A 25,540-nucleotide genomic window follows, 5' to 3' on the forward strand; every position below is an offset into this window, starting at 1 on the left:
AAGACCCACAGCGCCGATGGTACTGCACCCGGGAGGGTGTGGGAGAGTAGGTCACCGCCGGAACACCATTCACGGTCGAGGACCCCCAACCACACGTTGGGGGTCCTCCCGCATTTAACCCCCACAAACCATGAAATTGCCACCAGCCATTCCGTGAAAGCCGGGGAACGGCCCTCACGGGTAGAGTTGTTGCCCATGGATAACCTCTTCAGCCATGCTCCGGCGGGCGCACCGGAACCTGCCGCAGCGGACGAGCTCGATCCCGTCGTATTCACGGTGGTGGTGCCTGGCGCCGTCGCCAGGGCCTTTGTCGGGTTCACCGAGCACACGCACTTGTGGTGGCCGCTTGAGGACCACAGCGTCTACGGCGCCGGATCATATGTGGAGTTCGAGGAGAACCTGATCATGGAGACCGCAGACGATGGCAGCACGGCCGTTTGGGGTTCGATTGACGACTGGCAGCCGCCGCTGTCCTTCCATGCCAGCTGGCACCCTGGCACCACTGCCATGTGGTCCACCGAACTCCGGGTGGCATTCAGGGCGGTAGGCGAGGGAACAGAGCTCCGCCTGGTTCACAGCGGGTGGGAAGGCGCCGAGGATCCAGCCGCCACCCGCGCGGACTACCTGGCAGGCTGGCCCGGTGTCCTGGACCGCTTCGTTCGGTTCATGGGCGGCACCGGCGCGAGCAGCCCGGACGCCTGAGCAGCCCGGGGATCTGACATCCCCCTATACGCCGGCGCACACAACGGCGGCCGACCGGCGCAGCCCGGGCGTTCCTAGCCCCGCAGACGTCCTTGGTCCACGGGCGGAACAGCGGTGCTGTTGCGGATGACAAAGTGCGTGGGGTATTCGGTGTGCGCGGCCGCCGTGTCGCCGGCGCCGTCGAACCTCTCCAGCAAGCGCCGTACGGCCAGGGCGCCCTGACCCCGCGCGTCCTGATCGAACGTGGTCAGCCCGAAGACCTCACCCAGCTCATGGCCGTCGATGCCGATGACTGAGAGGTCCTGCGGCACCCGCAGTCCGAAGTCCCGGGCAGCGAGGATTACGCCGATCGCCATCTCGTCGGAGGCGGCAAAGACGGCCGTGGGGCGTTCCGGTGAGCTGCCGAGCAGCTTACGGGCATTGGCATAGGCGCCTTGGATCGTGAAATCGGCGGAGACCTGCCACTCCGGCCGGACCGCCAGCCCGGCGTCCCGCATGGCTTTCTTGAAGCCTGCCTGGCGTGTCCCGGGAAGGCGGAAGTCCTGCTCATAGGCGGCATCGCCGGTCATGTGGGCGATTTTGCTGTGGCCAAGCTGGATAAGGTGGCGCGCTGCGGCCTCCGCGATGCCGGAGTCATCGATGCGGATGGTCGACGCTCCGGGCAGCGGGCCGCCGATCCCCACGATCGGACGGTGAATGGCCAGCAGCTGGTCGATCTCCGCCTCGGAGAGCTCCAGGGACACGGCGATCACGGCGTCCACGCGTTTACGCAGCAGGAAGTCGTTCAGCACACTGTGGCGGCGCTCCCGGCCCTCACTGACGTTGTACAGCGTGAGGTCGTAGCCGGCGTCCAGCAGGGTCGCCGAGACACCCTCGACCACCGAGGAAAAAAACCACCGGTGGATCGAAGGGACAACCAGGCCGACATTGTGGTTCCGCCCGGAGGCGAGGCTGGAGGCCTGGTACGAGGCGACGAAGCCGAGTTCGGCGGCGGCGGTCCGGGCACGCTCCCGGCTGCGCGGGGAGACATTGCCCTTGCCACTCAAGGCGCGCGAAACGGTAGCGATGGAGAGGCCGGCCCGTTCCGCGACGTCCTTGATGCCGGGCATGCTTATTAGCCCTCCGTGTCCTCGATATAGATTTCCAGCCAAACAGTTTCACCTGAGCTTAACGGATCGCCGGCGCTGGCCACGTCCCCGGCGTCGTAGCTGGCCCCCGGGGGCGTCGAACTGCGCAGCAGCACCCGCCCGGCGGGCAGTTCCAGGGGCTCGGACCCCACATTCAGCAGCACCAGCGTGGAGCCGTTGAGGAAGGCAAGGCTGGTGTCCGTGCAGAGGTCCTCGTACCAGGACAGTGAGCCGCGGCCAAGGTCCAGCCGGCGGCGCAGCTCCAGCATCCTCTTGTAATGGCTCAGGTGCGATGACGGCGAATCGGCCTGCACATCCCGCGCCAGCCGCGCGAAACTCTCCGGCTGAGGCAGCCATGGGTCCTGCCCGTGGCCGAATCCGGCGTTGAGTTCCCCGGCCCGCCAGGGCAGCGGGATGCGGCAGCCGTCGCGGCCCAGCCGCGCACCCCCGGTGCGGGCGAAAGTGGGATCCTGGCGCCGGGTGTCCGGGATGTCGATTCCGTCCGGGAGGCCGAGCTCTTCACCCTGGTAGAGGTAAGCCCCACCGGGCAGCCCCAGCATGAACATGGACGCCGCAGCCGCCCGGGACCGTCCGAGGTCCTCGTCCGGCTGCGGATCCCAGGTGCCGATTCCGTCACCGTCGCGCGGCGCCTGCCCGTTGTATCCGAAGCGGGTGGCGTGGCGGACGACGTCGTGGTTGGAGAGCACCCAGGTGCTCGGAGCGGCGACGGCGTCCAGCGACGTCAGTGACTCGGTGATGACGTGGCGCATCCGGTGCACGTCCAGGCCAGCGTGGAGGTAGGGGAAGTTGAAGGCCTGGTGCATTTCGTCCGGGCGCACCCAATCCGCGAGCCGGGGGAGCGGGTCAACGTTTGCCTCGGCGCAGAGGATCCGGTCGGGGCCGTAGTCGGCGAGAATCCGCCGCCACTGGCGGTAGATGTCATGGAGGGCAGGCTGGCCAAACATCGGTGCGTCGTGTCCGGGGAAGCCGTCGGAGCTGCTGCCGTCGGCGCGGCCGCCCCACTCCGGCAGGCCGGGGGCCTTCACGAGGGCGTGTGCCACGTCCACCCGGAAGCCGGAGACGCCGCGGTCCAGCCAGAAGCGCAGGACCCGCTCGAATTCTTCATGGACGGCGAGGTTGTCCCAGTTGAAGTCCGGCTGGGAGGAGTCGAAGAGGTGCAGGTACCACTGGCCCGGGGCGCCGTCCGGCTCGGTGATCCGCGTCCAGGCTGAGCCGCCAAAGTGGGACTGCCAGTTGTTCGGCGGGTCCTCGCCGAATGCCCCACGGCCATCGCGGAAGATGAACATGTCCCGCTCCGGACTGCCGGCGGGCGCGGTCAGGGCGGTCTGGAAGGCCGGGCGCTGGTCCGAGCAGTGGTTGGGCACGAGATCCACGATCATCCGCAGCCCCAGCCGGGTGGCCTCGGCCATCATGGCGGCGAAATCGTCCAGCGTGCCGAACAAGGGGTCGACGTCGCAGTAGTCACTGACGTCGTAGCCCGCGTCACGCTGCGGAGAGCGGTAGAACGGGGACAGCCAGACGGCATCGATGTCCAGTTCGGCAAGGCGCGGCAACTCGGCCGTAATACCGGCGAGATCGCCGATGCCGTCACCGTTCAGATCCCGGAACGAGCGCGGGTAAACCTGGTAGATGACGGCAGAGCGCCACCATCCGGGAATGTGGTCTGCGGCGTGCACCGGGGTCAGCGGACCGGTCAGGGGGCCGGCCAGCGCTGCGGGCGAGAAAAGAACTGAATCAACGGACATGACGGCAATCGTAAGGCTCCGTTGCCAAAAAGTGAAAACGCTTCCAGTCATTTTTCTTCCGGTAATTTCGACCGGTTATTGGACTATCCGACGCAGCTTTGGAAGCGCTTGCAACTGTGAGCCGCATCACCGACAATGCACAGCCTTAGACTGGGATTCGAATCCGACCGAACTGGAGACCGCATGCGCAGCATCATCGATGAGCTGACTTCTTCCCTTGGCGCGGCGAAAATTGCCGTGGACGCCGCCACCCTGGCCGCCTACGCCGTGGACCAGGCTCCCGTCTTGGATTATCAGCTGCCGCAGGCCGTGGTCCGGGCCGAATCGGTGGCCGACGTGCAGGCCACAGTGCGTGCCTGCGCCGCCCGCGGCGTCGCGCTCGTGGCGCGGGGGGCCGGCACCGGAGTCTCCGGGGGCGCCCACGCGAGCGAGGGCTGCGTGGTGCTCACGCTCGAGGGGATGAACCGCATCCTGGACCTCAACCCGGATGACGAGACCGCCGTCGTGGAGCCCGGCGTCATCAACGCTGACCTCAACGCCGCCGCGGCCGTGCACGGGCTGATGTTCGCCCCGGATCCTGCGAGCTTCAAGATGTCCACCGTCGGCGGCAATGTGGCCACAAATGCGGGCGGGCTGCGCTGCGCGAAGTACGGGGTGACCCGGGACTCGGTCCTGGCCCTCGACGTCGTGCTCGCGGATGGCTCCCTCATCCACACCGGCCACCAGACATTCAAGGGCGTCGCCGGTTACGACCTCACCGGGCTGTTCGTCGGCTCGGAGGGAACCCTGGGGATCGTGGTGGGGGTGACCGTGCGGCTGAAATACCTGCCGCGCGAAGTACACACCATCGCCGCCTTCTATCCGGACTTCCGCAGTGCCGCGGCCGGCGTCCTCGCCGTAGGCAGGGCCCGCGTGCAGCCGGCCATCATGGAACTGCTCGACGGCGGCTCGCTCGCCCAGCTCGACGACATCCACGGCTCGGACCTGGCCGCGCGCGGGGCGTCCCTGCTACTGATCCAGACGGACGGGTTCGGCGCGGCGGCGGAAGCCGCGGCCATCCGTCCGGTCCTGGCGGCGGGAGGAGCGGTGGTCACCATGGAGGCCAACGCGGAGGCAGAGCAGCTTGTCGAGCTGCGCCGCAACAGCCGCGGCACCGAGGTGGACGACGAATACCGGGTGGGCGAGGACGTGGCGGTGCCACGCTCGCGCCTGGTGGACTACGTGGCCGAGCTGGAGGCCATGGCGGCGGAGCACAACGTCCAGCTCAAAGTCGTGGCACATGCCGGCGACGGCAACCTGCACCCCACGTTCTGGATCGACCGGGCGGACAACACCGTGGACCCCGATGCCATGGCGCGCCTCGGCGCCGCCCTGGACAGGTCCATCGCCGTGGCGCTGGCCATGGGCGGCACCATCACGGGCGAACACGGGATCGGGCAGTACAAGCTGCGCTGGCTGGGCCTGGAGCAGAAAGAACCGGTGCGTGAACTGCAGCGCCGGATCAAGGAGCTGTTCGACCCGGCCGGGATCCTGAACCCCGGCAAGGCGATTTAGCTGAGGCGATTTAGCCCGGGCGTGCCACAACGCGCCCGGCGCGCGGCTTAGTCGTCGGAGTCGGGGTATTCGTCGATCGATTCGTCGGCGCCGTAGCGTGATTCCTCGGTCTCCACCTCGAGGATCTTGAGCAGCCCCGTGTCCGGGTTGAGCATGATGGCAGCCTCGTCCCGGCGGTGGCGGAGTTCGTTGTCAATGTACGACTGGACGGCCTCGGCCAGGGGGATGTGCCGGTTCTCCTTCTCGGAGATGTACCAGCGGTGCTCCAGGACCTCGTGCACGGCCTCGGCCGGCTCGAGCTTGCCGGAGAGGTCGCGGGGGATGGCCCGCACGATCGGTTCGAAGATCTGGCTGACCCAAAGGTGCGCGCTGTATTCCTCGTCCATGCCCGGGTTGTTATCCGCCCGGAACGAGTCCATATCGTTCAGGAGCCGGCGGGCCTGGTTCTCCTGGGCGTCCAGGCCCGTCAGGCGCAGCAGCCGGCGCTGGTGATGCCCGGCGTCGACGACCTTGGGCTGGAGCTGGATGGTGGAGCCGTTCTGCGTGGTCTTGATCGCGTATTCCTCGACGTCGAACCCGAGCTCGTTGAGCCGCCGGATGCGGGCGGCAACGCGCCAGCGTTCCCCGATCTCAAACGACTCCTTTTCCGTCAGCTCGGTCCACAGCCGCCGGTAGCTGTCCATGATCAGCTCGCTGGTGGCCACCGGGTCAACCTTCTCCTCGATCAGGCCGCCGTCGAGCAGGTCCATGAGTTCCCCGGCGATGTTGACGCGGGCGATTTCGAGGTCGTACTCGCGCTGTCCGGTGGACAAATCCGGGTACAGCTCACCGGTTTCGGCGTCTACGAGGTAGGCGGCGAAGGCACCGGCGTCGCGGCGGAACAAGGTGTTGGAGAGCGAGACGTCGCCCCAGTAGAAGCCGATCAGGTGCAGCCGGACCAGCAGCAGCGCCTGGGCGTCGATGAGGCGGGTCAGGGTGTCCTTGCGCAGCATCTGGGAGAAGAGCGCGCGGTAGGGCATGGAGAACTTCAGGTGCCGGGTGACCAGCACGGGGTTCAGTGGCCGGCCCTCCGGGGTGGTGCGCCCGGTAATGACGGCCACCGGCTCCACGCCGGGAACGTCCAGCCGGGCCAGCTTGCGGAGCATGTGGTACTCGTGGCGGGCCACGTGCTCCGAAGTTTCCTTGATGGCGATGACGGAGCCGCCGAGGTGGGCGAAGCGCACGATGTGCCGCGAGATGCCGCGGGGGAGCGCTGCCAAATACTCTGCCGGCCAGTCCTCGAGGGCAATGTGCCAGGGCAAGTCCAGGAGCTCGGGCTCGGTGGCGGCGGCCGTGATGCTCAGCGAACTGGACACCAGCGAGGCCTTTTGGTCATTGGCGCTCGCGGCTTCGTACCGGGGCAATTTTCCGATCTGACCGTAGTCAGTGGGCTCGTCGTGCCACTGGGCGCTGTTTTCCTCGGTCATGCGTGTTCCTCGGTCATGAATCAATTCTTCCGTATTTGCAGGGCCGCACCTAAAGCGGGGCAGTTAACGCCCGACGGCGGCCCTCCACAGGGGAGGACCGCCGTCGGTTGCCGGTGGGTGGGCCCACGCCGGTAGGGTTCCCTAGCCGAAGCGGAGCGAGGTTAGGGAACCGGTGGGGCTCAGTCGCCGAGGCGCAGGCCGGTCTTGGTGTCGAACAGGTGTACGTGGCCTGACTGCGGGCGGACCCAGATGGACTCGCCCTTCATCGGGGGGCGGCGGCCGTCGACGCGGGCCACGATGTCGTGGCTCTGGCCGTCCAGCGTGGTGTGGCCATAGACGTAGGCGTCGGCGCCGAGTTCTTCGACGACGTCGACCTCAACCTGGAGGCCTTCGCCCTGGGCAACAGTCTCAAGGTCTTCCGGGCGGGAACCGAGGGTCACGGTCTGGCCGTGGGCCTCTTCGAGGACGTCGCGCGGTACCGGGTAGACGGTCCCGCCGAACTGCACGCCGCCGTCGACGACGGGGAGTTCGAGCAGGTTCATGGCCGGGGAGCCGATGAAGCCGGCCACGAAGACGTTCTTCGGCTTGTCGTAGAGGTTGCGCGGGGTGTCGACCTGCATCAGCAGGCCGTCCTTCAGCACGGCGACGCGGTCACCCATGGTCATGGCCTCGACCTGGTCGTGGGTCACGTAGACCGTGGTGACGCCGAGTCGGCGGGTCAGGGACGCGATCTGGGTGCGGGTCTGCACGCGCAGCTTGGCGTCAAGGTTGGACAGCGGCTCATCCATGAGGAAGACCTGCGGGTTACGCACAATGGCGCGGCCCATGGCGACGCGCTGGCGCTGGCCGCCGGAGAGGGCCTTCGGCTTGCGGTCCAGGTACGGTTCGAGGTCGAGCAGCTTGGCGGCCTCACGGACACGCTCGGCACGCTCTTCCTTGCTGACGCCGGCGATCTTCAGCGCGAAGCCCATGTTGTCCGCCACGGTCATGTGCGGGTACAGGGCGTAGTTCTGGAACACCATGGCGATGTCGCGATCCTTCGGCGGAACGTCCGTGACATCACGGTCGCCGATGAGGATGCGGCCGGAGTTGACGTCCTCAAGACCTGCAAGCATGCGCAGGGAGGTCGACTTTCCGCAGCCGGAGGGTCCAACGAGGACCAGGAATTCGCCATCGGCGATATCAATGTTGAGCTTGTCAACAGCGGGCTTATCGGTGCCCGGGTACAGGCGTGTTGCGTTGTCAAAAGTAACTGTAGCCACAGTTATCAATCCCTTCACCGGCAGGTACGTGCCGGACGATCCGTAGTGAATGGTCATTTTATTTAGTTGTTAATTCAATTTTGGGTTTCTCACGCGCATACTCCTCGGCCGAAGCCGAGGAGTATCCAGTGACGCCGCACGGTAGCTGTGCGCCACATCACAACCAGAGTATGTCAGATATATGGCATTTGGACCAAAATGTTACGGATGTCACAGGTGATGTCCGTCATGTGGCGTCCGAAGTGGGTATGTATGCTGTGCGCATGACGGCACTGCAGATCTATGTCAGTTTCCCCGGCACGGCGCGTGAAGCACTTGGCTTCTACGCCGACGTTTTCGGCGGAGAGCTTGCCTTGTTCACGTACGAGGAGTTCAACCGCAGCGACGGCCCGCCGGATGCCATTGCCCACGGACAACTGAACGGCGCAGTCGCTTTGGCGGGGTCGGATGCGGCAGCGGGCGAGAAAAGCGTCCGGTTCGAAGGCCTCATGCTCTCGCTGCTGGGGACCGCCGAACCGGCAGTTCTCCACGAGTGGTTCGACAAGCTCGCCGTTGACGGCCGGGTGATCGACCCCCTTGCCCCGAAGCCCTGGGGCGCAACAGATGGCCAGGTCGTCGACCGTCACGGACTGCACTGGTTGATCGGCTACGAACCTGAGTCGTGACCGACGCCCAGTTGCCCGCTCAGTATGCCCGCTTTAGCTCCCAGATTCGACGGCCTTCTTCCGTTCACGCAGCAGTGCCTCGAGCAGTTCGCAGATGTGGACCGGCGCCTCCACGCGGAACTCGGCCTGGGTGAAATCGAGCCCCACTTTCACACCGAGATCGCCCGGGACCAGGCTGGCCAAGGCGTCCTCGTCGGTGGTGTCGTCTCCGGCGAAAGCCACAGCCGTGGCTCCGGCAACCTGCCGCAGGAACGCAATGCCCTCGCCCTTGGAGGCATTCACCACTGAGGTCTCCAGGACGCGGTTGCCCGTCTTGAGGAAGACGCCGCTGCGGTCCTGCAGGACCGATCGCGCCGCGGCGACGGCGTCCTCGGCGACGTCGTCGGCCGCGAGCCGCGTGTGCAGGACGACGCCGGCCGGTTTATCCTCCAGAAGGGTTCCGGGGGCCTGTTCCACGATCCCTTCGAGTTCCTTGCGGACCTCGGCCAGGATTTCGCGCTGGGCATCGTCGAGCATGAGCTGCGAGGAGCCGGGCCCCATCCAGACCTCTGCGCCGTGGCTGCCGATCAGCAGCGTCTCCTCCGGCGGGGAGGCGACGGCCCGCAGGCTGTCCAGCGCGCGGCCGGAGATGAGCGCCGTCGTGGTCCGGGGAAGGTGTGCCAGTGCCGCGAAGGCGGCCGCGGAGCGTGGGAGCGCGCGGGCGTCCCCCGCATGATCCACGAGCGGTGCCATGGTGCCGTCGAAGTCCATCGCCACGAGCAGGTGCTCGGTGCCGGCGATGCGGCGAAGCGCCGCCAGCAGTTCAGGGGAGAGCGAGAGCGGGGCCGTGCCTGGATCGTTGGTATCGGTGGCGTCAGGAGTCATCGCGTACAACCTTTTCAGCGAGGGCGGTCAGAAAGTCGGAGGACCAGAGGTCGACGTCGTGGTCCAGGATCTGCTTGCGCATCGCGCGCATCCGGCGTCCGGCCTCGGCGGGCTGCATGTTGACCGCCCGCATGATCGTGTCCTTGAGCCCGTCGATGTCGTGCGGGTTCATCAGGAGCGCCTGTTTGAGCTGGTCCGCGGCGCCGGCGAATTCGCTGAGCACCAGGGCGCCGTCGTTGTTCGTCCGGGCCGTGACGTATTCCTTGGCGACCAGGTTCATGCCGTCGCGCAGGGCGGTGACGAGCATGACGTCGGCGGCCAGGTAGAGCGCAACCATTTCCTCGATGGGGTAGCTGTGGTGCAGGTAGCGGACGGCGGTGTTTTGCATCGTGTCATAGGTGCCGTTGATGTGGCCCACCGTGCCCTCGACCTCTTCGCGGAGCAAGCGGTACTGTTCTACGCGTTCCCGGCTGGGGCTGGCCACCTGGATCAGCGAGGCGTCCTCGACGGTGACCTTGCCGTCCTGCAGCAGTTCCTCGTAGGCCTTGAGCCGGTGCCGGATGCCCTTGGTGTAGTCGAGTCGGTCGACGCCGAGCAAGATGGTCTTGGGATTGCCGAGGTCCCGGCGGATCTGCTGCGCGCGCTCGATGACTTCCGGACTCTTCGCCAGCTCGCTGATCTGCTTGACGTCAATGGAGATAGGGAATGCCTGGGCCCTCGCGATGTGGGTGGTTTCGCCGTCGGTGCCCCTGACGTGGACCTGTTGCTGCTTGACGCTGGCGCCCAGGAAGCGCCGGGCGGAGCGCATGAAATTTCCGGCATCGCTGCTGCGCTGGAAGCCCACCAGGTCAGCGCCCAGCAGTCCGTCGATGATCGCCCGGCGCCACGGGAGCTGGGCGAAGATCTCCGGCGGAGGGAACGGGATGTGGTTGAAGAACCCGATCGTCAGGTCCGGCCGGGCCTCCCGGAGCAGCTTCGGAACCAGCTGGAGCTGGTAGTCCTGCACCCAGACGGTGGCGCCGTCGGCCGCATGGCGGATGACGGCGTCGGCGAACCTCCGGTTGACCTTCCGGTAGGAGTCCCACCAGGTGCGGTGGAACTCCGGCGGGGCGATCACGTCGTGGTAGAGCGGCCACAAGGTGGCGTTGGAAAAGCCCTCGTAGAAAAGCTCGATGTCGTCCGTGCTCAGCTGGACTGGGATCAGGTCAATGCCGCCGTGGCTGAAAGGCTCGACGCTCTCATCGGGCGCGCCATGCCAGCCCACCCAGGCGCCGTCGGTCTTGGTCATCATCGGGGCCAGCGCTGTCACGAGTCCGCCGGGGGAGCGGCGCCAACCGTCCTCACAGCCGGTCTCGTCGGCTGAACATCGGTCAACGGGCAGCCGGTTGGACACCACCATGAAGTCGAACTGATCCCCTGCCCCGGCGCCGGTTGCCGCGCCGTCGGTGGCCGTCCGAGCCGCTTCAGTGGTGTCGTGCCCGCCGTGGCCGGCGCTGTCCGTTGCTTCCATTGGTGCCCCCTGGGGTCCGCTCGTGGCTCTCCATCAACCCTAGCCGCACGGAATCTTCCGGGCTATTCGTCCGTTGGGCAGGCGGGAGGAAACTTGAAAGCGCAAGTTCTCGGGTTTCTCCCCTAAAATGATGAAGTTGCCACTGAGTGGACCGTCCCTGGCCGAACGACCCGAGGAACCAATGAGCCCCGCAAACGAACCCCGACAGTCTAAGGCAGAGCGCACTGCCGCGGCGCGTGACAAAGCCCGTGAAATCCGCGAGGCGCAGCTGAAAAAAGAGAAGCGCAACAAGCTGCTGATTGGGTGGGGCATTGTTGCCGCCGTCGTCGCCATCATCGTGATCGTGGCGCTGGTTGTCACTTCCAACATCAAGAACAACGCCCCGGTGGCCGACGAGGGGCCCACGCCGGCCAACGGCAACGTCCACGGCGGCGTCACCCTGCTGGCGAACACTGAGGTTGCAAAGACCGATCCCGCAACCGTGAAGCTGTCCGACCTGCCACCAGCGCCGGCCACCCCGCCGTCTCCGGTCACGGCACCGGGCGCCGAGGCTGAGGCCGGCAAACCGGTCAAGGTGGTCCTCTACATCGACTTCATCTGCCCCGTCTGCAAGAGCTTCGAGGCGCAGTACAACGAGACGCTCACCAACCTGCGCAACGAAGGCAAGATCTCGGTGGAATACCGCCCGCTCGGTTTCCTGGACAGCCGGTCCACCACCAACTATTCTTCGCGCGCGGCCAACGCCGCAGCCTGCGTGGTCAACGAATCCCCGGAGAAGTACTCGGACTTCGTCGACCTGCTGTTCGCCAAGCAGCCGGCAGAAGGCGGTGCGGGACTCTCCGATACCGAGCTGAAGAAGCTGGCCGCCGACGTCGGGGCCAACAGCATTGAGACGTGCGTGGATGACAAGACGTACCGCCCGTGGGTCAAGCACACCACGCAGGAGGCCTCGGTGATCGGAGTGACCGGCACGCCCACCGTGTTCGTCGAAGGCAAGCAGTGGGGCCAGGGCGACAGCGCCCAGACTCCGTTCGATCAGTTCCTGCAGGCCGCGGTCGACGCCAAGAAGTAGCCCGCCACGGCACCTGCCGTTGAAAGCCCGCAAGTGAGGGCCCGGCCCCGGATGAATGCGGGGCCGGGCCTTTCTGTTGCCCTTCGCTTCGCGGCAGGGGCGTTGCGCGTTTTTCTCACCGGGCGTCGGTGGGCTAATCTTGTCTAGCGTCCTGACATCCGCCCAATTCTTGGTCTGGTGTTTTGGAATCCAGTGCTTGGAGTCCAGGGGCGCAGGAATGCCTCCTTAGCTCAGTTGGCCAGAGCACCGCTCTTGTAAAGCGGGGGTCGTCGGTTCGAATCCGACAGGGGGCCCCACGAAGAACCGCGCCGTTACTGGGATCAGCCCGGTGGCGGCGCGGTTTCGTTTAGGCCTCAGCAACGGCATCCCCTCCAAGCCCCTTCGACACTTGCGGTCTCGGGCGTTCCTTCGCCGCCTCCCTCTTGGCACCTGTGCTGCACGCGGCGCCGCTCGCGTGGGACCGGCAGGAAGGCCTTCATGAGGGTTCCTTCATGACCCTTTAATCGGCGCCTCATCGTTGTAGGCCATGCTGGTCACACCAGCCGGCTTGTGTCGGAAGAGCCCGCGAACGCTGAGGACGGCAACATGAACGGACCGAGCATGGCGGCGGACCCTCCCCACATCAGCTGGCCTTCCCCCGTCCCACTGTCCGCCGACGACGGTTCCGGCACAACCTGGCATATCCAGCGGGCGTGGCCCGATAGGACACCGGGAGACTACGTTCTAGAGGTCCGGACACCGGGACGGCCCGGCGTCCGGGGAGCCCATCTGCGTCACGGGCACCTCGAACTCATCCCGCCGGACGATCCGGGACTGCCCGCCCTGCGGGCGGAAGCGCAGCAGGGGGAATTGATTTCGTATTGGCCGTACCACCAGGCTGTCGTCCGGGCGGAGGGCCGCTATATAAAGATCTTCGGGCCCGGGGGCGCCGTCGTACCGGCCGAGCGCTGCGCACAGATGGACGTCCTGCTGGACGCCGGCAACTTCAAAACGCCCAGAATCCTTCGTCAGAGTTCCCAGGCGGACGTCATCGTTTTCAGCACCATGCCGGGACCGACTCTGAACGAGCTGGGCCGGGTGGAGGCCGCCGTCTGCGATGAAGCGTTCGCCAAGGCATGGGAGAAATGGTCGCGCGCCTGGGTCGCGGAACTGAACGGCTCCCATGGCCCAGCAGCACGAGGCGTTCTCGACAGCCTTCCGCTCCGTTCAGCAGAGTGGGAAGCCACGAAGGTGTGTCGACGGGTGGACGACTGGTTGCGGCACAATGAAAACGTCCCCGAGTTGTCGTCTCAGCGCGCTGTCTTGCGCGCCGCTGCAGAGCAAGTGGCCATGAACCTGCTACGGACGGCACCGGATCCGGTGGTATGGGCCCACGGAGACCTGTACGACAAGCAAATCATCGTTCCTGACGGCGACATCCAGCCCGGACTGTTGGACTTCGACAGTACGGCCCGACACGAGGCCGCCCGGGATCTGGCCGGTCTGGACGCCCATCTGGAGCTTCATCTACGAAATAACCGCATGACGCCGGCACGGTACCTAACGGCTCACACGCAGGTGCTGGCCGTGGCCGAGGAACTGCGCGTCAGTCCAGTCCGGTTCGATGCGTACTCGGACGCCATCTGGCTCCGTCTGGCACTTTCTCCGTTACCCGGCCGCTTCTCCCTGGCCATCGCCGTCCTCGCGGAACGGGCCGCGCAGACAGGGGCCCACTAAACCTATCGATTGCTCCGTAGCCGTCCTTTTGGCACCTGATAAGGGCGGCTACGGAGCAATCGATGGGGATGACCGACGGCGGCGGCCCCGCCGTCAACGTCGTGGAGTGCTGACCTCAGCCGTCGGCAGACGCCGCGGATTGCCGTGGAGGTCCATGGCTTCATGGATCTGCAGGGCAAACCACAGTTGCGCCAGCGTGGAGGTTTCGGTCATATCAAGGCCGGTGAGCTCGCTGATCTTCCGGATGCGATAGATGATGGTCTGCCGGTGCGCGAACAGGGCCGCCGCCGTTTTCTGCCAGGACCGTTGCATGTCCAGGAACGTCTTCAGCGTGACGATGAGGTCCCCGTATTCTCCCTGTTCGTATTCGAAGATGGGTCCGAGGAGCCGCTGGACCAGTGCATTGCCTTCCTCAAAGCTGGTCAGTCCCAGCCACGAGGGTCCCTCGGCATACCGGACCAGCCGCTCGCCGGTGCTTGATGCCGTTCCAAGTGCCCACATCGATTCCTGAAGAGCTCTCTGCACTCCAGCGGCCGCGGAAGGCCGGCTGATCCCGATCCTGACGTCCACGGGGACGGTATGCCGCAGGAGATCATCGGTGCAGTCTGAGGCGACAGCCAAGTGCAATGTGTTGAAAGAGCGCTGGCACGCCGTCGGATAGCCGTGTCGCCAAAGATCAACGTGGATCCCCGCGAGGCGCTCACCGTCCTCGCTGGACATGGAGATGATGAGGAATTCCCGTGTCGAAATCCCGAACTCAGGCAGCCGGCTTTCAATGTCGGCGATGCCCAGGCGCCCGTCGAAGGCCTGCAAGAGGAACTCCGCACCCAGCCGGCGCTGGTTCTCGAGGGACAGCGCCGTCCGCGACAGCTCCAGTCCAAGGACTGTGGCCGCATGGAGCAGCACCACCGCATCCGGGTGAGGCTCGGATTTCGGCAGCACCACCAGAAGCGCATTGGCGTGAGTCGGAATATCCATCATGAGAAGGTGGCTGTCCCCGAAACGGTGCCACTGGAACTTCTTGCTGGCCACAGGTGACTTGCTGGTCAGCGGTTCAAGTTGCTGCCTTAGCTCCGGCGGCAGTGACTGGCCTCCGTGATGCCAGGCATGCAGGCACCGTCGATCAACCACGAAGAGGCTGGCGTCGAGCTCAGCTTCGATGCCCAGGATCAGGCTTTGCCAGTGGTTCTCCGATGGGCCCGCGAGACGCAGCAGGTCGTAGATACGGGCCGTCTGGCGCAGCCTGCGGGACTCCTCAAGCAGTGAAGATTCAGCGACCGAACGTGCGATTGCGATGAACGGAAGCGGGTAAGGGATGTTGATGACCGGCAGCGGCAGGCGGTCACAGGCCGCCAGGAACTGCGGAAGGAGCTCGGGGGCATGCATCTGCTCGCCGATCGCCAGGGCACTGGCACCTGCGTTCACCAGCGCCTCGGCCAGCTCAACCTGCCCCTCGGGATCGGCCGGAATGGAGAGCCCGTTGGTCATCATGAGCTCGCCGCCGGTGACCCATTCCCACAAGCGCGGCAGGTCGGAGGTGTGGGCCCAGGTGACCCGGTTGCCCAGGCCGGCCGGGCCCGCCAGCAGGGTCAGGCCCAGTTGGGGTTCGGCCAGCAGTTCGGCCACGGTGATCGCCATTCGCGGTTCCTGTTCATCAGTCCGGAGGCCGTCCCCAAGCCGCTTATACATATGTATAAGCCTCTCGGCTATTTGTAGTCAATCGACGCATATGCCACGTGACGCCGATCACTAATAGTTAAGGCATAGACCTCGACCGGCGCAGGACCTCAGCTCAGAGAAGAACATCTGCCAGGCCGGCTGAAACCAAAGCAACTGGAGGATCCCTGACATGACCACGCACAAGCCAATCGGCCCCGTCGACGCAACAAAAGTCCCCCGCTATGCGGGCCTGGGCACCTTCGCCCGGCTTCCTCAGATTGACCGCGTGCCGGACTATGACATTGCGATTGTCGGTGTCCCGTTCGACGGCGGTACCTCCTACCGCCCTGGCGCCCGCTTCGGTCCGGCCGCTGTCCGTGAAGCGTCGCGGCTGCTGCGCCCCGGCTACCACCCGGAGCTCGACGTCGAGCCCGTGTACGAAGCCCAGGTTGTGGACGCCGGCGACATCGCCTGCACCCCCTACGACATCGCCCGCGCCGTCCGCGAGATCGAGGAGCAGGCCCTCCCGCTCCTCGGCGACGCCGGCTCCGGCAAGAGGCTCATCTCCATCGGTGGCGACCACACCATCGCGCTTCCGATGCTGCGGGCGTTGAACAAGGTCCACGGCCCGGTGGCCCTGCTCCACTTCGACGCGCACCTGGACACGTGGGACACCTATTTCGACCAGCCGGTCACGCACGGAACCATCTTCCGCCGGGCATTCGAGGAAGGCCTTCTTGTCGAGGACAAGTCGATGCACGTGGGCATCCGCGGCCCGGTTTATGACCGCAACGACTTCCTCCGCGACCATGAGTTCGGCTTCCAGATCATCCGCTGCTCGGACCTGGACGTCATCGGCGTTCCGGCCGCGATCCAGCGCGTCAAGGAGCGGCTGGGCGACACCCCGGTGTATGTCTCCATCGACATCGATGTCCTGGACCCGTCCTACGCACCGGGCACCGGCACCCCGGAAATGGGCGGGCTCCACTCCCGCGAACTGCTGGCGCTGCTCCGCGGACTGGACGGCATCAACATTGTGGGCGCCGACGTCGTCGAGGTCGCTCCGGCCTACGACCACGCAGACATCACCACAGTCGCCGCCGCGACCCTCGTCTTCGACCTCCTCGCCCTGATGGTGAACCGCAGCAAGGCCACCGCCAACGTCGCCCAAGAACTGCAAACCGCCACCGTTTGAGCCACGAGGGCTGGGCATCGCGCCTGATTTGTACATATGTATGAACAGGTTTACGGCGTCTATTCAATCGCCGGATTTCCACTGTGACAAAAGTCACGAATGATTGATACATCAGATCCCGTGCTCGACGAAGCGCCGGGACAGAACAAAGAGGTTCCCATGAACTCCTGGAACGCATCATGAGCACGCACCCCACTCACACCGTCGCGGGCGAGGTGCCCCGGCTCGAGGACAAGACCATTCAGCCCATCCCCGCCGATGAACGCCACGGAAAAGCGCGGGATCTTTTCACCATCTGGTTCGGTTCCAACATCATGATCATGACCATCGTGACGGGGGGACTCGCGACCACGGTGTTCGGGCTCAGCTTTGTGCCCGCCATCGTCGGAATCATCATTGGAAACCTTGTCGGTGGCATCTTCATGGCCCTGCATTCGGCCCAAGGCCCGCAGCTGGGCGTGGCGCAGATGATTCAGACCCGCGGTCAATTCGGTTCGTACGGGGCGCTACTGATCGTTGTCATCGTGGTGATCATGTACGTTGGGTTTTTTGCGGCGAACCTCGTCTTTGGCGGTCAAGCACTGGCCGCAGTCAACCCGGGCATCAGTGTTGACGCAGGCATCATTGTCATTGGCGTCGTGAGCGTCGTTGCCACCATCTTCGGCTACCGGCTCATCCACGCCTATGCACGCTTCTTGAGCATCGTGGCCGGTCTGGCGCTGGTGCTGGCCTTCACCTGGATCCTGGTCGTCCACGGATTGCCGGCCAGCTTCCTGGACCAGGGAAACTTCAACTGGGTGGGCTTCATGGCCACCATCTCCGTCTCCGCCCTCTGGCAGCTCGCCTACGCTCCCTACGTCTCGGACTATTCCCGCTACATGCCTCAGGGGACCGGCTCGGCCCCGGCGTTCTGGGCATCCTACTCAGGCTGCGTCCTGGGAACACTTTTCCCGATGGTCTTGGGTGCCCTGGTGGGAACGCTCGCCCTGGCACTGATCAACGATGGCAGCAGCGTCGAAATAGTCGGGAGCCTGGGATCCATGCTCGGGCCATGGACCATGGTGATCATCGGAATTTTCTGCCTCGGCGTTGCGGCGTCGAACGCCATGAACCTCTACTGCGGGGTCCTGTGCACCCTCACCATTGGGCAGACGTTCAGGCCAACCTGGTTGCCCCACGCCAAGACCCGGACCATTGCGGCGATCATCCTCTTCACGCTCGCCCTCATGATCTCGCTGTTCGCACGCGACAATTTCATCTTCTTCTACACGAACTTCCTCTCCTTCCTGATGTACGTCCTGGTTCCGTGGACGGCCATCAACCTGGTCGACTACTACCTTCTGCGGCACGGCGACTACAGGGTTGAAGACTTCTTCAAGCGCGACGGTGGAGTGTATGGAAGGTTCAACTGGATTGCGATCGGAGCCTATGTTGCCGGCGCCCTGATCCAGGTTCCGTTCTCGGCAACAGCGATGTTCACGGGCCCTGTCGCCGCAGCGATGAATGGCGTGGACCTCTCCTGGATTGTTGGCCTGGTGGTCGTTGCACCCTTGTACTACTTTGCGGCACGCGTGTTCCGGAAGACGCCGGATGTCGCCCCCTTTCAGTCGCCCGTATTCGCAGCTGACCTGATTGAAGCGCCCCGGGCCTAGCGCCCTCCCCGGACATACCGCCCTCCCCGGACATACCGCCCTCCCCGGACATACCGCCCTCCCCGGGCATACCGCCCGGCCCCCACACAAACTCCCGACGCCGAGACCGGCGCAGAAAGCAAGGCTAAGTACCATGACACTCACTGACCTCGAGCAGTTCACAGTCCGACGCTCTTCCGCGGAGCAAAGCTGCGCCAGCGTTTTGCCTCCGGCGGGGCACTTCATCGGTGGAGCGTTTGTTCCCGGTTCCTCGACTCGGCTGATCGACGTCGTAGATCCCACCACAGAGCAGGTCATTGCATCGGTGCAGGCCGGCACAGCCTCGGATGTGGACGTTGCGGTTGAGGCGGCCGTGGCGGCCCAGAAGTCCTGGGGGGCCACGACCCCGAAGGAACGGTCAGAGGTGCTCTCCCTGATCGCCAACATCATTGAAGCCAACCGTGAAGCATTCGAAATCATCGAGTCCGCCAACACCGGCAAACCGCGAGCGGTCGCGGAGGACGATGTCTCAAGCACCATCGACACCTTCCGATTCATGGCCGGGGCTTCCCGCACGCTGACGTCCATGGCAGGTGGCGATTACGCCACCGGGCACACGTCGGTCATCCTCAGGGAACCCGTCGGCGTCGTCGGCGTCATCACCCCGTGGAACTACCCGCTGCTGATGGCTGCTTGGAAGATCGCGCCCATCCTGGCCGCCGGAAACAGCATCGTCCTCAAGCCCTCGGAGCAGACTCCGCTCTCGACGCTAAAGCTGGTAGAACTGGTCGCTGGACGCATCCCCGATGGAATTCTCAACATCGTGACGGGACAAGGCCGAACCGTTGGACAGCGGCTCGCCGAACACCCCGATGTGGCCCTTGTTGCGTTGACGGGGAGCGTCGTCAGCGGACAGGCGGTTGCGGAGACCGCGGGCAGGTCCGTCAAGCGCGTCCATCTGGAACTCGGCGGCAAGGCCCCTGTTGTGGTCTTCCCCGACGCCGATCTCCGCGCGGCCGCCGCCGGCGTGCGAAACGCCGGCTTCTGGAATGCCGGCCAGGACTGTGGCGCCGCCTGCCGCGTGCTCGTCCACGAATCCGTGGCTGAGGAGTTCACTGAGCACTTGGTACGGGAAGTCGGCACGCTCGTCGTCGGCGCCCCGGGCGCAGGGGACGACGTCGAAATCGGTCCCATGATTTCGCGCCCGCACTTCGACCGCGTGAAGGAAGCGCTCGCGGAGGCAAAGGCTGCCGGTCTCCAGGTGGCCATCGGGGGCTCTGCCCTGGAAGGCCCCGGCTACTTCATTGAACCCACGGTGATCAGCGACGTACCGGCAGGGGCGCATATTGCTACCCACGAAATCTTCGGTCCCGTCGTCACCGTCGAGTCCTTCAGCTCCACTGAAGAGGCCATTACTCGGGCCAACGAGAGCCCCTACGGCCTTTCCGCCTCGGTATGGACGCGGGATTCGAGCCTCTCGCTCAGCGTTCCGAAGAAACTCGATTTCGGCACCGTCTGGGTCAATTCCCACCTGGTGCTGGCCTGCGAGGTTCCGTGGGGCGGATTCAAGGGATCCGGCTACGGCCGCGACCTCTCGCTGTATGCCCTGGACGATTACTCCCGGACAAAGCACGTCATGATCAACCACGGCGCATGAGCGTTAAGACCAGGATCGGAGCTCAGCTATGACCACCATGAATCATCCCCACTCGGCGTCGTCGGCGCGCGCCGCAACCCCGTCCGCTCCCTTCGGAACAGATGTAACGTGGACCAACTGGGGCGGCAACCAGAGCGCCACGCCGGCCTTCACCGTCCGGCCGCGGAACGAACAGGAAGCGCTCGACGCCGTCCGGTTCGCCATCCGCGAAGGCCTGCCCGTGCGCGCAGTCGGCTCAGGGCATTCGTCCTCACCGCTGGTCCAGACGGGCGGCGTCCTGATGGACATGTCCGCACTCTCGGCCATCACCGGAACCGACCTCATGCGGCGCCGTGCGCGGGCCCTGGCCGGCACAACCATCAACGCCTTCGGCGATCCGCTGTGGGAGCAGGGGCTGGCACTGGGCAACCAGGGCGACATCGACAAGCAGCAGATCGCCGGGGCACTCGCGACCAGCACCCACGGCTCCGGAAAAAACCTGGGCAGCTTCTCATCAGCCCTGCGTTGGGTCAGGCTGATCAACGGCTACGGCGAAATCGTCGAAATCGGTGAAGGCCAGCTCCGCGAACTCAGGGCCGCCCAGGTCGCCTTGGGGACGCTCGGGATTTTCCTCGAGGTAGAACTGGCGGTCGAGGACCGCTATTACCTGCAGGAGGAGATTACCTATCCCACGTGGGCGGAGACCGCGGCAACCTGGCAGGCCGACATCGACGGGAACCGGCACTACTCCTTCCTCTGGTGCCCGGACGACGATTCATGCGAGCTCCTGGACCTGCCCGGTTCGCCTGGCCAGGGCATGGCGAACCGCAGCTACACCAAGCGGTACAACATCGCCCAGGTCAAGGACGAGCGTGAAATTTCCCGCACGGAGGGTGCCCGGCTGGACCGGTCGTACCGCATCTACCCGGGCGGATTCACCACACCGTTCCATGAGCTCGAGTACTTCGTTCCCAGCGAACACGGCTTGGAGGCCGTCGAGGCTGTCCAGGACCTGATCCGCACCAAGCACTCCGACCAGAAGTACCCCGTTGAGGTCCGCTGGGTGAAAGCCGACGAAGGTTACATGTCCCAGTTCCAAGGGCGCGACACCACCGTCATTACCCTGACCACCGAACCGGGGACCGACTACTGGCCCTTCTTCCGGGATGCGGATGCGGTGCTGCAGGAATTCGAGCCACGGGCACACTGGGGCAAGATCCATTTCATGACGCGGAGCCGCTTGGAGCGTCTCTACCCGGAGTTGGACACCTTCATCCAGATACGCCGGGAGTTCGACCCCCGCGGCATGTTCCTTAACGACCACACCCGTGCGCTCGTTGGCTAAATCAGCCTTCTAGGCTGCGCCTGCCGTGCCACAACCAATGGGGAAGAGAAGACATGAGCCATTTTCAGGACAAGGCCTACCTTGTCACCGGAGCCAGCTCCGGCATCGGTCTCGCGACCACTCGGGCGCTTCTGGCGCAGGGGGCAAAGGTTGCGGCAGTTGGGCTCCCGGACCGTCTGCTTGAAGACGCAAAACGCCAACTCTCGGGCGCTGTGATCTTCCTTGAGGCCGACGTCTCTGAGTCCCAACAGGTCGATAGCGCCTTCGCCCAGGCGGAAGCTGAACTCGGACCACTGAGCGGAGCGTTCAACTCCGCAGGAATCTCCAGTGTTGCGCCCATCGCCGAAACGTCCGACGAGCTGTGGCAGAGACTGGTCCGGGTGAACTTGACCGGCACATTCCACTTCGCCAGGGCAGCGGCGCGAACGCTCTCAGCCAACGGCGGTGGATCGCTCGTCTGCACCGCCAGCGAGCTATCACTCGTCGGCCAGGCTGGCTACACCGCATACACCGCGACCAAGGGCGGTGTCCTGTCGATGATGCGGTCACTGGCCGCCGAACTCGCACCTGCCGGCGTCCGGGTCAACGCCCTGTCGCCGGGGACGACAGATACTCCGATGCTTGCGGCCGAGTTCGCGAACGAAGAAGAACGCGCCAGGGACGAAGCGTCCGTACCGCTTGGCCGATTCGCCCTGGCCGAGGAGATTGCTGCGGCGGCGCTGTGGCTGTTGGGCCCTGAATCCTCATATGTCACGGGAACAAACCTTGTTGTCGACGGTGGTCGAACCACGACGTTCCCGCTCGGACATTGAATCCCACACCTAACTCTCGTACTGAAAGGCAAAATCACATGAGCTCTGTCCTGGTCACAGGTGGTGCCGGATTCACGGGACGCCACATAGTCAACGAACTTGCCGACGCCGGCCATCAAACGGTCAGCTACAACCGGGACTTCCTCGAGGCGCCACGCCCCGACGTCGTGTCCGTTCAGGGCGAGCTGTTCGATATCCCCCGCCTCCTCGAGGTATTCAAGGAACACGACGTGGACACCATCGTCCACACCGCAGCCATCTCCCACCCGACTTATTCCCTGAGCTTTCCCCTGGCAACCTTTGCTGCCAACGTCGAGGGAACGGTAGCGGTTTTCGAGGCGGCTCGACTCCACGGCGTCAAACGGATCATCTTCTTCTCGTCCGAGTGCGTGTACGGAAAGACCTCAGCACCTGTGGTTCTCGAATCGGAGCCCGTAAATCCGACGACGCCGTACGCCGTGACGAAGGTTACCGGGGAATGGCTCGGACAGGTCTACGGCGAAAGGTATGGAATCGACGTCATCTCCCTGCGCATCGGCCAGGTCTACGGACCCGGCAACCGCATGGATGAGGTCATGCGGGACATTATGCGCGGCGTGGTCCGCGACGGTTCGTTCTCACAGGACCACGGGGCCGACCACCGGTACAACCTGGTCTACGTCCGCGACGTCGCTCTTGCCGTACTTGCGGCAGTCCAGGCACCGGAAACGGCCTCGGCCAGGCCTCTGGCGTACAACATCTCCGGCAGCGAGTACTGGACCCTCAGCGACGTAGTCAAAGAAGTTCGAATCGCATTCCCGGACGCCACCGTGGAGATCGGGCCAGGGACGGATCCAACCCTGGACTTGCAGGGCCATTTCAGCATCGCTTCCGCGGCCAGGGATCTAGGCTACGAATCGGCCTGGCCCCTGCAGCGGGCCCTCGGCGATTACGCAGACTGGCTCTCGGGCCATGACTTCTGACGTCGATAAGAGCGGCTGGAGGCAGGGGGCGGCATGCGTTGCGGCGTTGACGTTCGACGTCGACGCCGAGTCCCCCATCCTGGCCGCCGGCCGCCGCTACGCCGACAATGCGATGGCGATGACTCACCAGGCGTTCGGACCCAAGGTGGGCGTTCCTCGGATTCTCCAAATGTTGAAGGATGTACAGCAGCCGGCGACGTTCTTCATTCCAGGAGTCACCGCGGAACGATATCCCCACATGGTTGAACAAGTCCTGGAATCGGGACACGAGATCGCGCACCACTCGCACACTCACCGCACCGCGGTGAACATGAGTTTCGACGACGAACGCGCCGACTTCGATCTGGCGCTTGCCGCACTCGGGCGCTTCGGCATTTCGCCAAAAGGGCATCGCGCCGCACTGTGGCAGCCCTCGTGGCAGACGCCGTCGCTGGTGGCTGAGTACGGGCTGACATACGATTCCAGCCTGATGGATGCGGACGTCCCGTATCTCATTGAAACCCCGGCGGGGACAGTTGCGGAGCTCCCCCCACATTGGAGCCTGGACGACTGGGAGCAGTATGCCTTCCTTCCGGAACCCAAGATCGGCGAAATCATCCAGTCGCCACTGGTGGTCGCTGATATGTGGATTCACGAGATCGACGCAATGCGACGTCATGGCGCGCTCTTCATGCTCACGTGCCACCCGTTCCTCACGGGACGGGCAGGACGGCTGGAGGCCCTGCGGACCGTGATCGAAACGGCGCTGGAACGAGGCGACGTCCGCTTCTCGACATGCGAAGCGCTCGCGGACGCGGCCCTCGGTGACCCTGCATTGATCGCCGAGCCCCTCAACCCTGTCACAGCGTCCGCGGAGCTGTACCCGGACTACTGAACGCCGGACTGCTGAACGCCGGACTACTGAGCCGCGGACTGCTGAGCCCGGCGGCACGGCGAACATTGGTGACCCCAAAACACAACAGGCCAAGGGCGAAGCCCTTGGCCGCGCTTCAGCCACGCCCGCAGCTCGTTGTGAAGCTTCACCCCCAAGACCGTCCCAGCGAAAGAAGGCTCATAGCAATGAACTCCCCGTCCCAGCTGTTGTCGGATGCACCTGGTCCACCACAGACCCCTAATCCTGAATCCCTCCAACTCAAACGGGAGATGGGGTTCTGGTCCTCCTTCTCCTTGGCGTTTGCCTTCATGTCGCCAATCATCGGCTTATACGGAGTATTTGGCTTGGCTCTGATGGCCGCAGGGCCGGCCTTCTGGTGGGGTCTGTTGGTTGTCCTCTTGGGCCAGGCCCTGGTAGCGGCTGTACTTGCCGAGCTCGCTTCGCGTTGGCCTGTTGCCGGCGGGGTCTGCCTTTGGTCCAGGTCCCTTCTCGGGCACACCTACAGCTGGTACGCAGGATGGGCCTACATCTGGACCCTCATCATCACAGTTGCCGCTGTAGCCTTCGGTGGAGGCACATTTCTGGCCTCACTGTTCGGCATCGAACAGCCTGACACCACAACGAAAATCATGCTGGGCGCCGTCATCTTGTTGGTCAGTACGATTGCCAACTCCGCCGGCAGGAAATGGCTGAGTCTGCTGGTGACTGTGAGCATCGTGTGCGAGGTCATCGCCAGCCTGGGGGTCGGGTTGGTACTGATCATCTTCCATCGCCGAAATTCCCTCAGCACGATTCTGGACTCCTTCGGATCCGCGCCTGACACCACCGCGTATGTCTTTGGGCCTTTCATGGCGGCCGTGGCAATTATCGGATGGTCGTTTGTGGGATTTGAGAGTGCGGGCGCCATAGCCGAGGAAGTCCGGTCACCCGAACGCAGAGTGCCGCGGGCTGTCCTGACGTCCCTGGTCACGGTGGCATCTGTCATCACGTTTTCGTGCCTGGCCCTGCTCCTCGCAATCCCGGATATTGGTGCCGCCATGTCGGGGGCAGACCCGGACCCGATTACCACAACCCTCACTGCCAATCTTGGCGAGGGAATCACCAAACCGCTCCTGGTGACCATCGTCCTGGGATTTATCGCAGGGACAGTGGCGCTGCAGGCAGCTGTCTCACGATCAATTTTCGCATTCGCCCGGCTGGACGCCCTGCCTGCGGCCAAGGTTCTGAGGCGCCTCAGCAAGACCGACCGGCTGCCCATCAACGCACTCATAGTCTCTGCGGTCGCTTCAATGATTATTCTTGCCCTGTCGGCATCACAGGTGTACGGCGCCCTCATTGCGTTCGCGACGGCCGGCTTCTACGTGGCATTCATCTTTCCAGTGCTGGCCGCCCTGGTGGTTCGGCTGAAAGGAGCGTGGAAGGCCGGACCCTTCAGCCTGGGAGTTTTTGGAACAGTAGTGAACGTGGCCGCGCTGCTGTGGTTGGGCTTTGAGATCGTCAATATCGCTTGGCCGCGACAGCCAGAAGCGCCCTGGTACCAAAACTACGCAGTAATTGTGGTTTTCGTGATCCTTGGCCTGGCGGGATTCGTGGTCGAGAAGCGCCTGCGTCGACGCAATAGCGGCACTTTGGTGGCGGAGGCAGAGCCAGAGCCGGAACTGTTGAAAGTCGGCCCGTGAGCGCCGCCCAGCAAGAAGTTTGCCTTTAGTCCCAATCAATAAG

The 25,540-nt window shown here is 64.6% G+C and carries 20 protein-coding genes and 1 tRNA gene; 14 read left to right on the plus strand and 7 right to left on the minus strand.

The window, feature by feature from the left end:
• Window positions 1-195: 195 nt before the first annotated feature.
• Window positions 196-702 carry an SRPBCC domain-containing protein gene (locus tag MRBLAR12_RS11865; RefSeq protein WP_364746229.1) on the plus strand — a complete coding sequence of 169 codons (507 nt, stop codon included), beginning with the start codon at window positions 196-198 and terminating at the stop codon, window positions 700-702.
• Window positions 703-776: 74 nt separating this feature from the next.
• Here MRBLAR12_RS11865 and MRBLAR12_RS11870 read toward each other — a convergent pair whose 3' ends face one another.
• The gene (locus MRBLAR12_RS11870; RefSeq protein ID WP_229995512.1) at window positions 777-1,811 is read right to left on the minus strand and encodes a LacI family DNA-binding transcriptional regulator; all 1,035 of its coding nucleotides are present in this window, start codon (window positions 1,809-1,811) and stop codon (window positions 777-779) included.
• 5 nt (window positions 1,812-1,816) lie between these two features.
• Window positions 1,817-3,595, minus strand: a complete 1,779-nt coding sequence (locus MRBLAR12_RS11875) for a glycoside hydrolase family 13 protein (protein ID WP_364746232.1) — start codon at window positions 3,593-3,595, stop codon at window positions 1,817-1,819.
• 183 nt (window positions 3,596-3,778) lie between these two features.
• Between MRBLAR12_RS11875 and MRBLAR12_RS11880 the strand changes: the two genes are divergently transcribed.
• Complete coding sequence (locus tag MRBLAR12_RS11880; protein WP_229995514.1) at window positions 3,779-5,149, plus strand: FAD-binding oxidoreductase; 1,371 nt, start codon at window positions 3,779-3,781, stop codon at window positions 5,147-5,149.
• 47 nt (window positions 5,150-5,196) lie between these two features.
• On the opposite strand, the gene MRBLAR12_RS11885 is transcribed toward MRBLAR12_RS11880, so the two are convergent.
• Both MRBLAR12_RS11885 and MRBLAR12_RS11890 read right to left on the minus strand, forming a co-directional pair.
• On the minus strand, window positions 5,197-6,615 hold the full coding sequence (locus MRBLAR12_RS11885; RefSeq protein WP_229995515.1) for a DUF4032 domain-containing protein: 1,419 nt from the start codon (window positions 6,613-6,615) through the stop codon (window positions 5,197-5,199).
• Window positions 6,616-6,794: 179 nt separating this feature from the next.
• The gene (locus MRBLAR12_RS11890) at window positions 6,795-7,877 is read right to left on the minus strand and encodes an ABC transporter ATP-binding protein (protein ID WP_090582840.1); all 1,083 of its coding nucleotides are present in this window, start codon (window positions 7,875-7,877) and stop codon (window positions 6,795-6,797) included.
• Window positions 7,878-8,140: 263 nt separating this feature from the next.
• On the opposite strand from MRBLAR12_RS11890, the gene MRBLAR12_RS11895 reads away from it, so the two are divergent.
• Window positions 8,141-8,542: a VOC family protein gene (locus MRBLAR12_RS11895; RefSeq protein WP_229995516.1), complete on the plus strand. Its 402-nt coding sequence runs from the start codon at window positions 8,141-8,143 to the stop codon at window positions 8,540-8,542.
• Window positions 8,543-8,575: 33 nt separating this feature from the next.
• Here the strand turns inward: MRBLAR12_RS11895 and otsB are convergent, their stop codons facing one another.
• Both otsB and MRBLAR12_RS11905 read right to left on the minus strand, forming a co-directional pair.
• On the minus strand, window positions 8,576-9,406 hold the full coding sequence (gene otsB / locus MRBLAR12_RS11900; protein ID WP_229995517.1) for a trehalose-phosphatase: 831 nt from the start codon (window positions 9,404-9,406) through the stop codon (window positions 8,576-8,578).
• Window positions 9,396-10,805 (minus strand): alpha,alpha-trehalose-phosphate synthase (UDP-forming), encoded by a 1,410-nt coding sequence (locus MRBLAR12_RS11905; RefSeq protein WP_229995523.1) that lies wholly within the window; start codon window positions 10,803-10,805, stop codon window positions 9,396-9,398. Before MRBLAR12_RS11905 ends, otsB begins: the two co-directional genes overlap by 11 nt.
• Before the next feature lie 292 nt (window positions 10,806-11,097).
• Between MRBLAR12_RS11905 and MRBLAR12_RS11910 the strand changes: the two genes are divergently transcribed.
• From MRBLAR12_RS11910 to MRBLAR12_RS11920, 3 genes are all read left to right on the plus strand, one after another.
• A complete protein-coding gene (locus MRBLAR12_RS11910; RefSeq protein WP_229995518.1) occupies window positions 11,098-11,988 on the plus strand; it encodes a DsbA family protein in 891 nt (296 codons plus the stop codon).
• 219 nt (window positions 11,989-12,207) lie between these two features.
• A tRNA-Thr gene (locus tag MRBLAR12_RS11915) sits at window positions 12,208-12,284 on the plus strand.
• A gap of 289 nt (window positions 12,285-12,573) precedes the next feature.
• Window positions 12,574-13,704, plus strand: coding sequence for a hypothetical protein (locus tag MRBLAR12_RS11920; RefSeq protein ID WP_364746237.1), 1,131 nt, complete (start codon window positions 12,574-12,576; stop codon window positions 13,702-13,704).
• Between the two features lie 93 nt (window positions 13,705-13,797).
• Here the strand turns inward: MRBLAR12_RS11920 and MRBLAR12_RS11925 are convergent, their stop codons facing one another.
• Window positions 13,798-15,342 (minus strand): PucR family transcriptional regulator, encoded by a 1,545-nt coding sequence (locus MRBLAR12_RS11925; RefSeq protein WP_229995520.1) that lies wholly within the window; start codon window positions 15,340-15,342, stop codon window positions 13,798-13,800.
• Between the two features lie 211 nt (window positions 15,343-15,553).
• On the opposite strand from MRBLAR12_RS11925, the gene speB reads away from it, so the two are divergent.
• The 8 genes from speB to MRBLAR12_RS11965 all read left to right on the plus strand — a co-directional run bounded on the left by speB (window position 15,554) and on the right by MRBLAR12_RS11965 (window position 25,497).
• Complete coding sequence (speB, locus tag MRBLAR12_RS11930; RefSeq protein WP_229995521.1) at window positions 15,554-16,558, plus strand: agmatinase; 1,005 nt, start codon at window positions 15,554-15,556, stop codon at window positions 16,556-16,558.
• Window positions 16,559-16,737: 179 nt separating this feature from the next.
• A complete protein-coding gene (locus tag MRBLAR12_RS11935) occupies window positions 16,738-18,210 on the plus strand; it encodes a purine-cytosine permease family protein (RefSeq protein WP_229995522.1) in 1,473 nt (490 codons plus the stop codon).
• 133 nt (window positions 18,211-18,343) lie between these two features.
• Window positions 18,344-19,846, plus strand: coding sequence for an aldehyde dehydrogenase family protein (locus tag MRBLAR12_RS11940; RefSeq protein ID WP_364746242.1), 1,503 nt, complete (start codon window positions 18,344-18,346; stop codon window positions 19,844-19,846).
• Between the two features lie 28 nt (window positions 19,847-19,874).
• The gene (locus tag MRBLAR12_RS11945; RefSeq protein WP_364746245.1) at window positions 19,875-21,170 is read left to right on the plus strand and encodes a D-arabinono-1,4-lactone oxidase; all 1,296 of its coding nucleotides are present in this window, start codon (window positions 19,875-19,877) and stop codon (window positions 21,168-21,170) included.
• Between the two features lie 53 nt (window positions 21,171-21,223).
• The gene (locus MRBLAR12_RS11950; RefSeq protein ID WP_229995857.1) at window positions 21,224-21,982 is read left to right on the plus strand and encodes an SDR family NAD(P)-dependent oxidoreductase; all 759 of its coding nucleotides are present in this window, start codon (window positions 21,224-21,226) and stop codon (window positions 21,980-21,982) included.
• A 38-nt stretch (window positions 21,983-22,020) separates the two neighbouring features.
• A complete protein-coding gene (locus MRBLAR12_RS11955) occupies window positions 22,021-22,944 on the plus strand; it encodes an NAD-dependent epimerase/dehydratase family protein (protein WP_364746248.1) in 924 nt (307 codons plus the stop codon).
• Complete coding sequence (locus MRBLAR12_RS11960; protein WP_364746251.1) at window positions 22,934-23,818, plus strand: polysaccharide deacetylase family protein; 885 nt, start codon at window positions 22,934-22,936, stop codon at window positions 23,816-23,818. The genes MRBLAR12_RS11955 and MRBLAR12_RS11960 overlap by 11 nt, the downstream gene beginning before the upstream one ends.
• Window positions 23,819-24,087: 269 nt before the next feature.
• Window positions 24,088-25,497: an APC family permease gene (locus tag MRBLAR12_RS11965; RefSeq protein ID WP_364746280.1), complete on the plus strand. Its 1,410-nt coding sequence runs from the start codon at window positions 24,088-24,090 to the stop codon at window positions 25,495-25,497.
• Window positions 25,498-25,540: the final 43 nt, after the last annotated feature.

The sequence above is a fragment of the Arthrobacter sp. LAR12-1-1.1 genome (genome assembly GCF_040676555.1).
Taxonomy (GTDB): Bacteria; Actinomycetota; Actinomycetes; order Actinomycetales; family Micrococcaceae; genus Arthrobacter.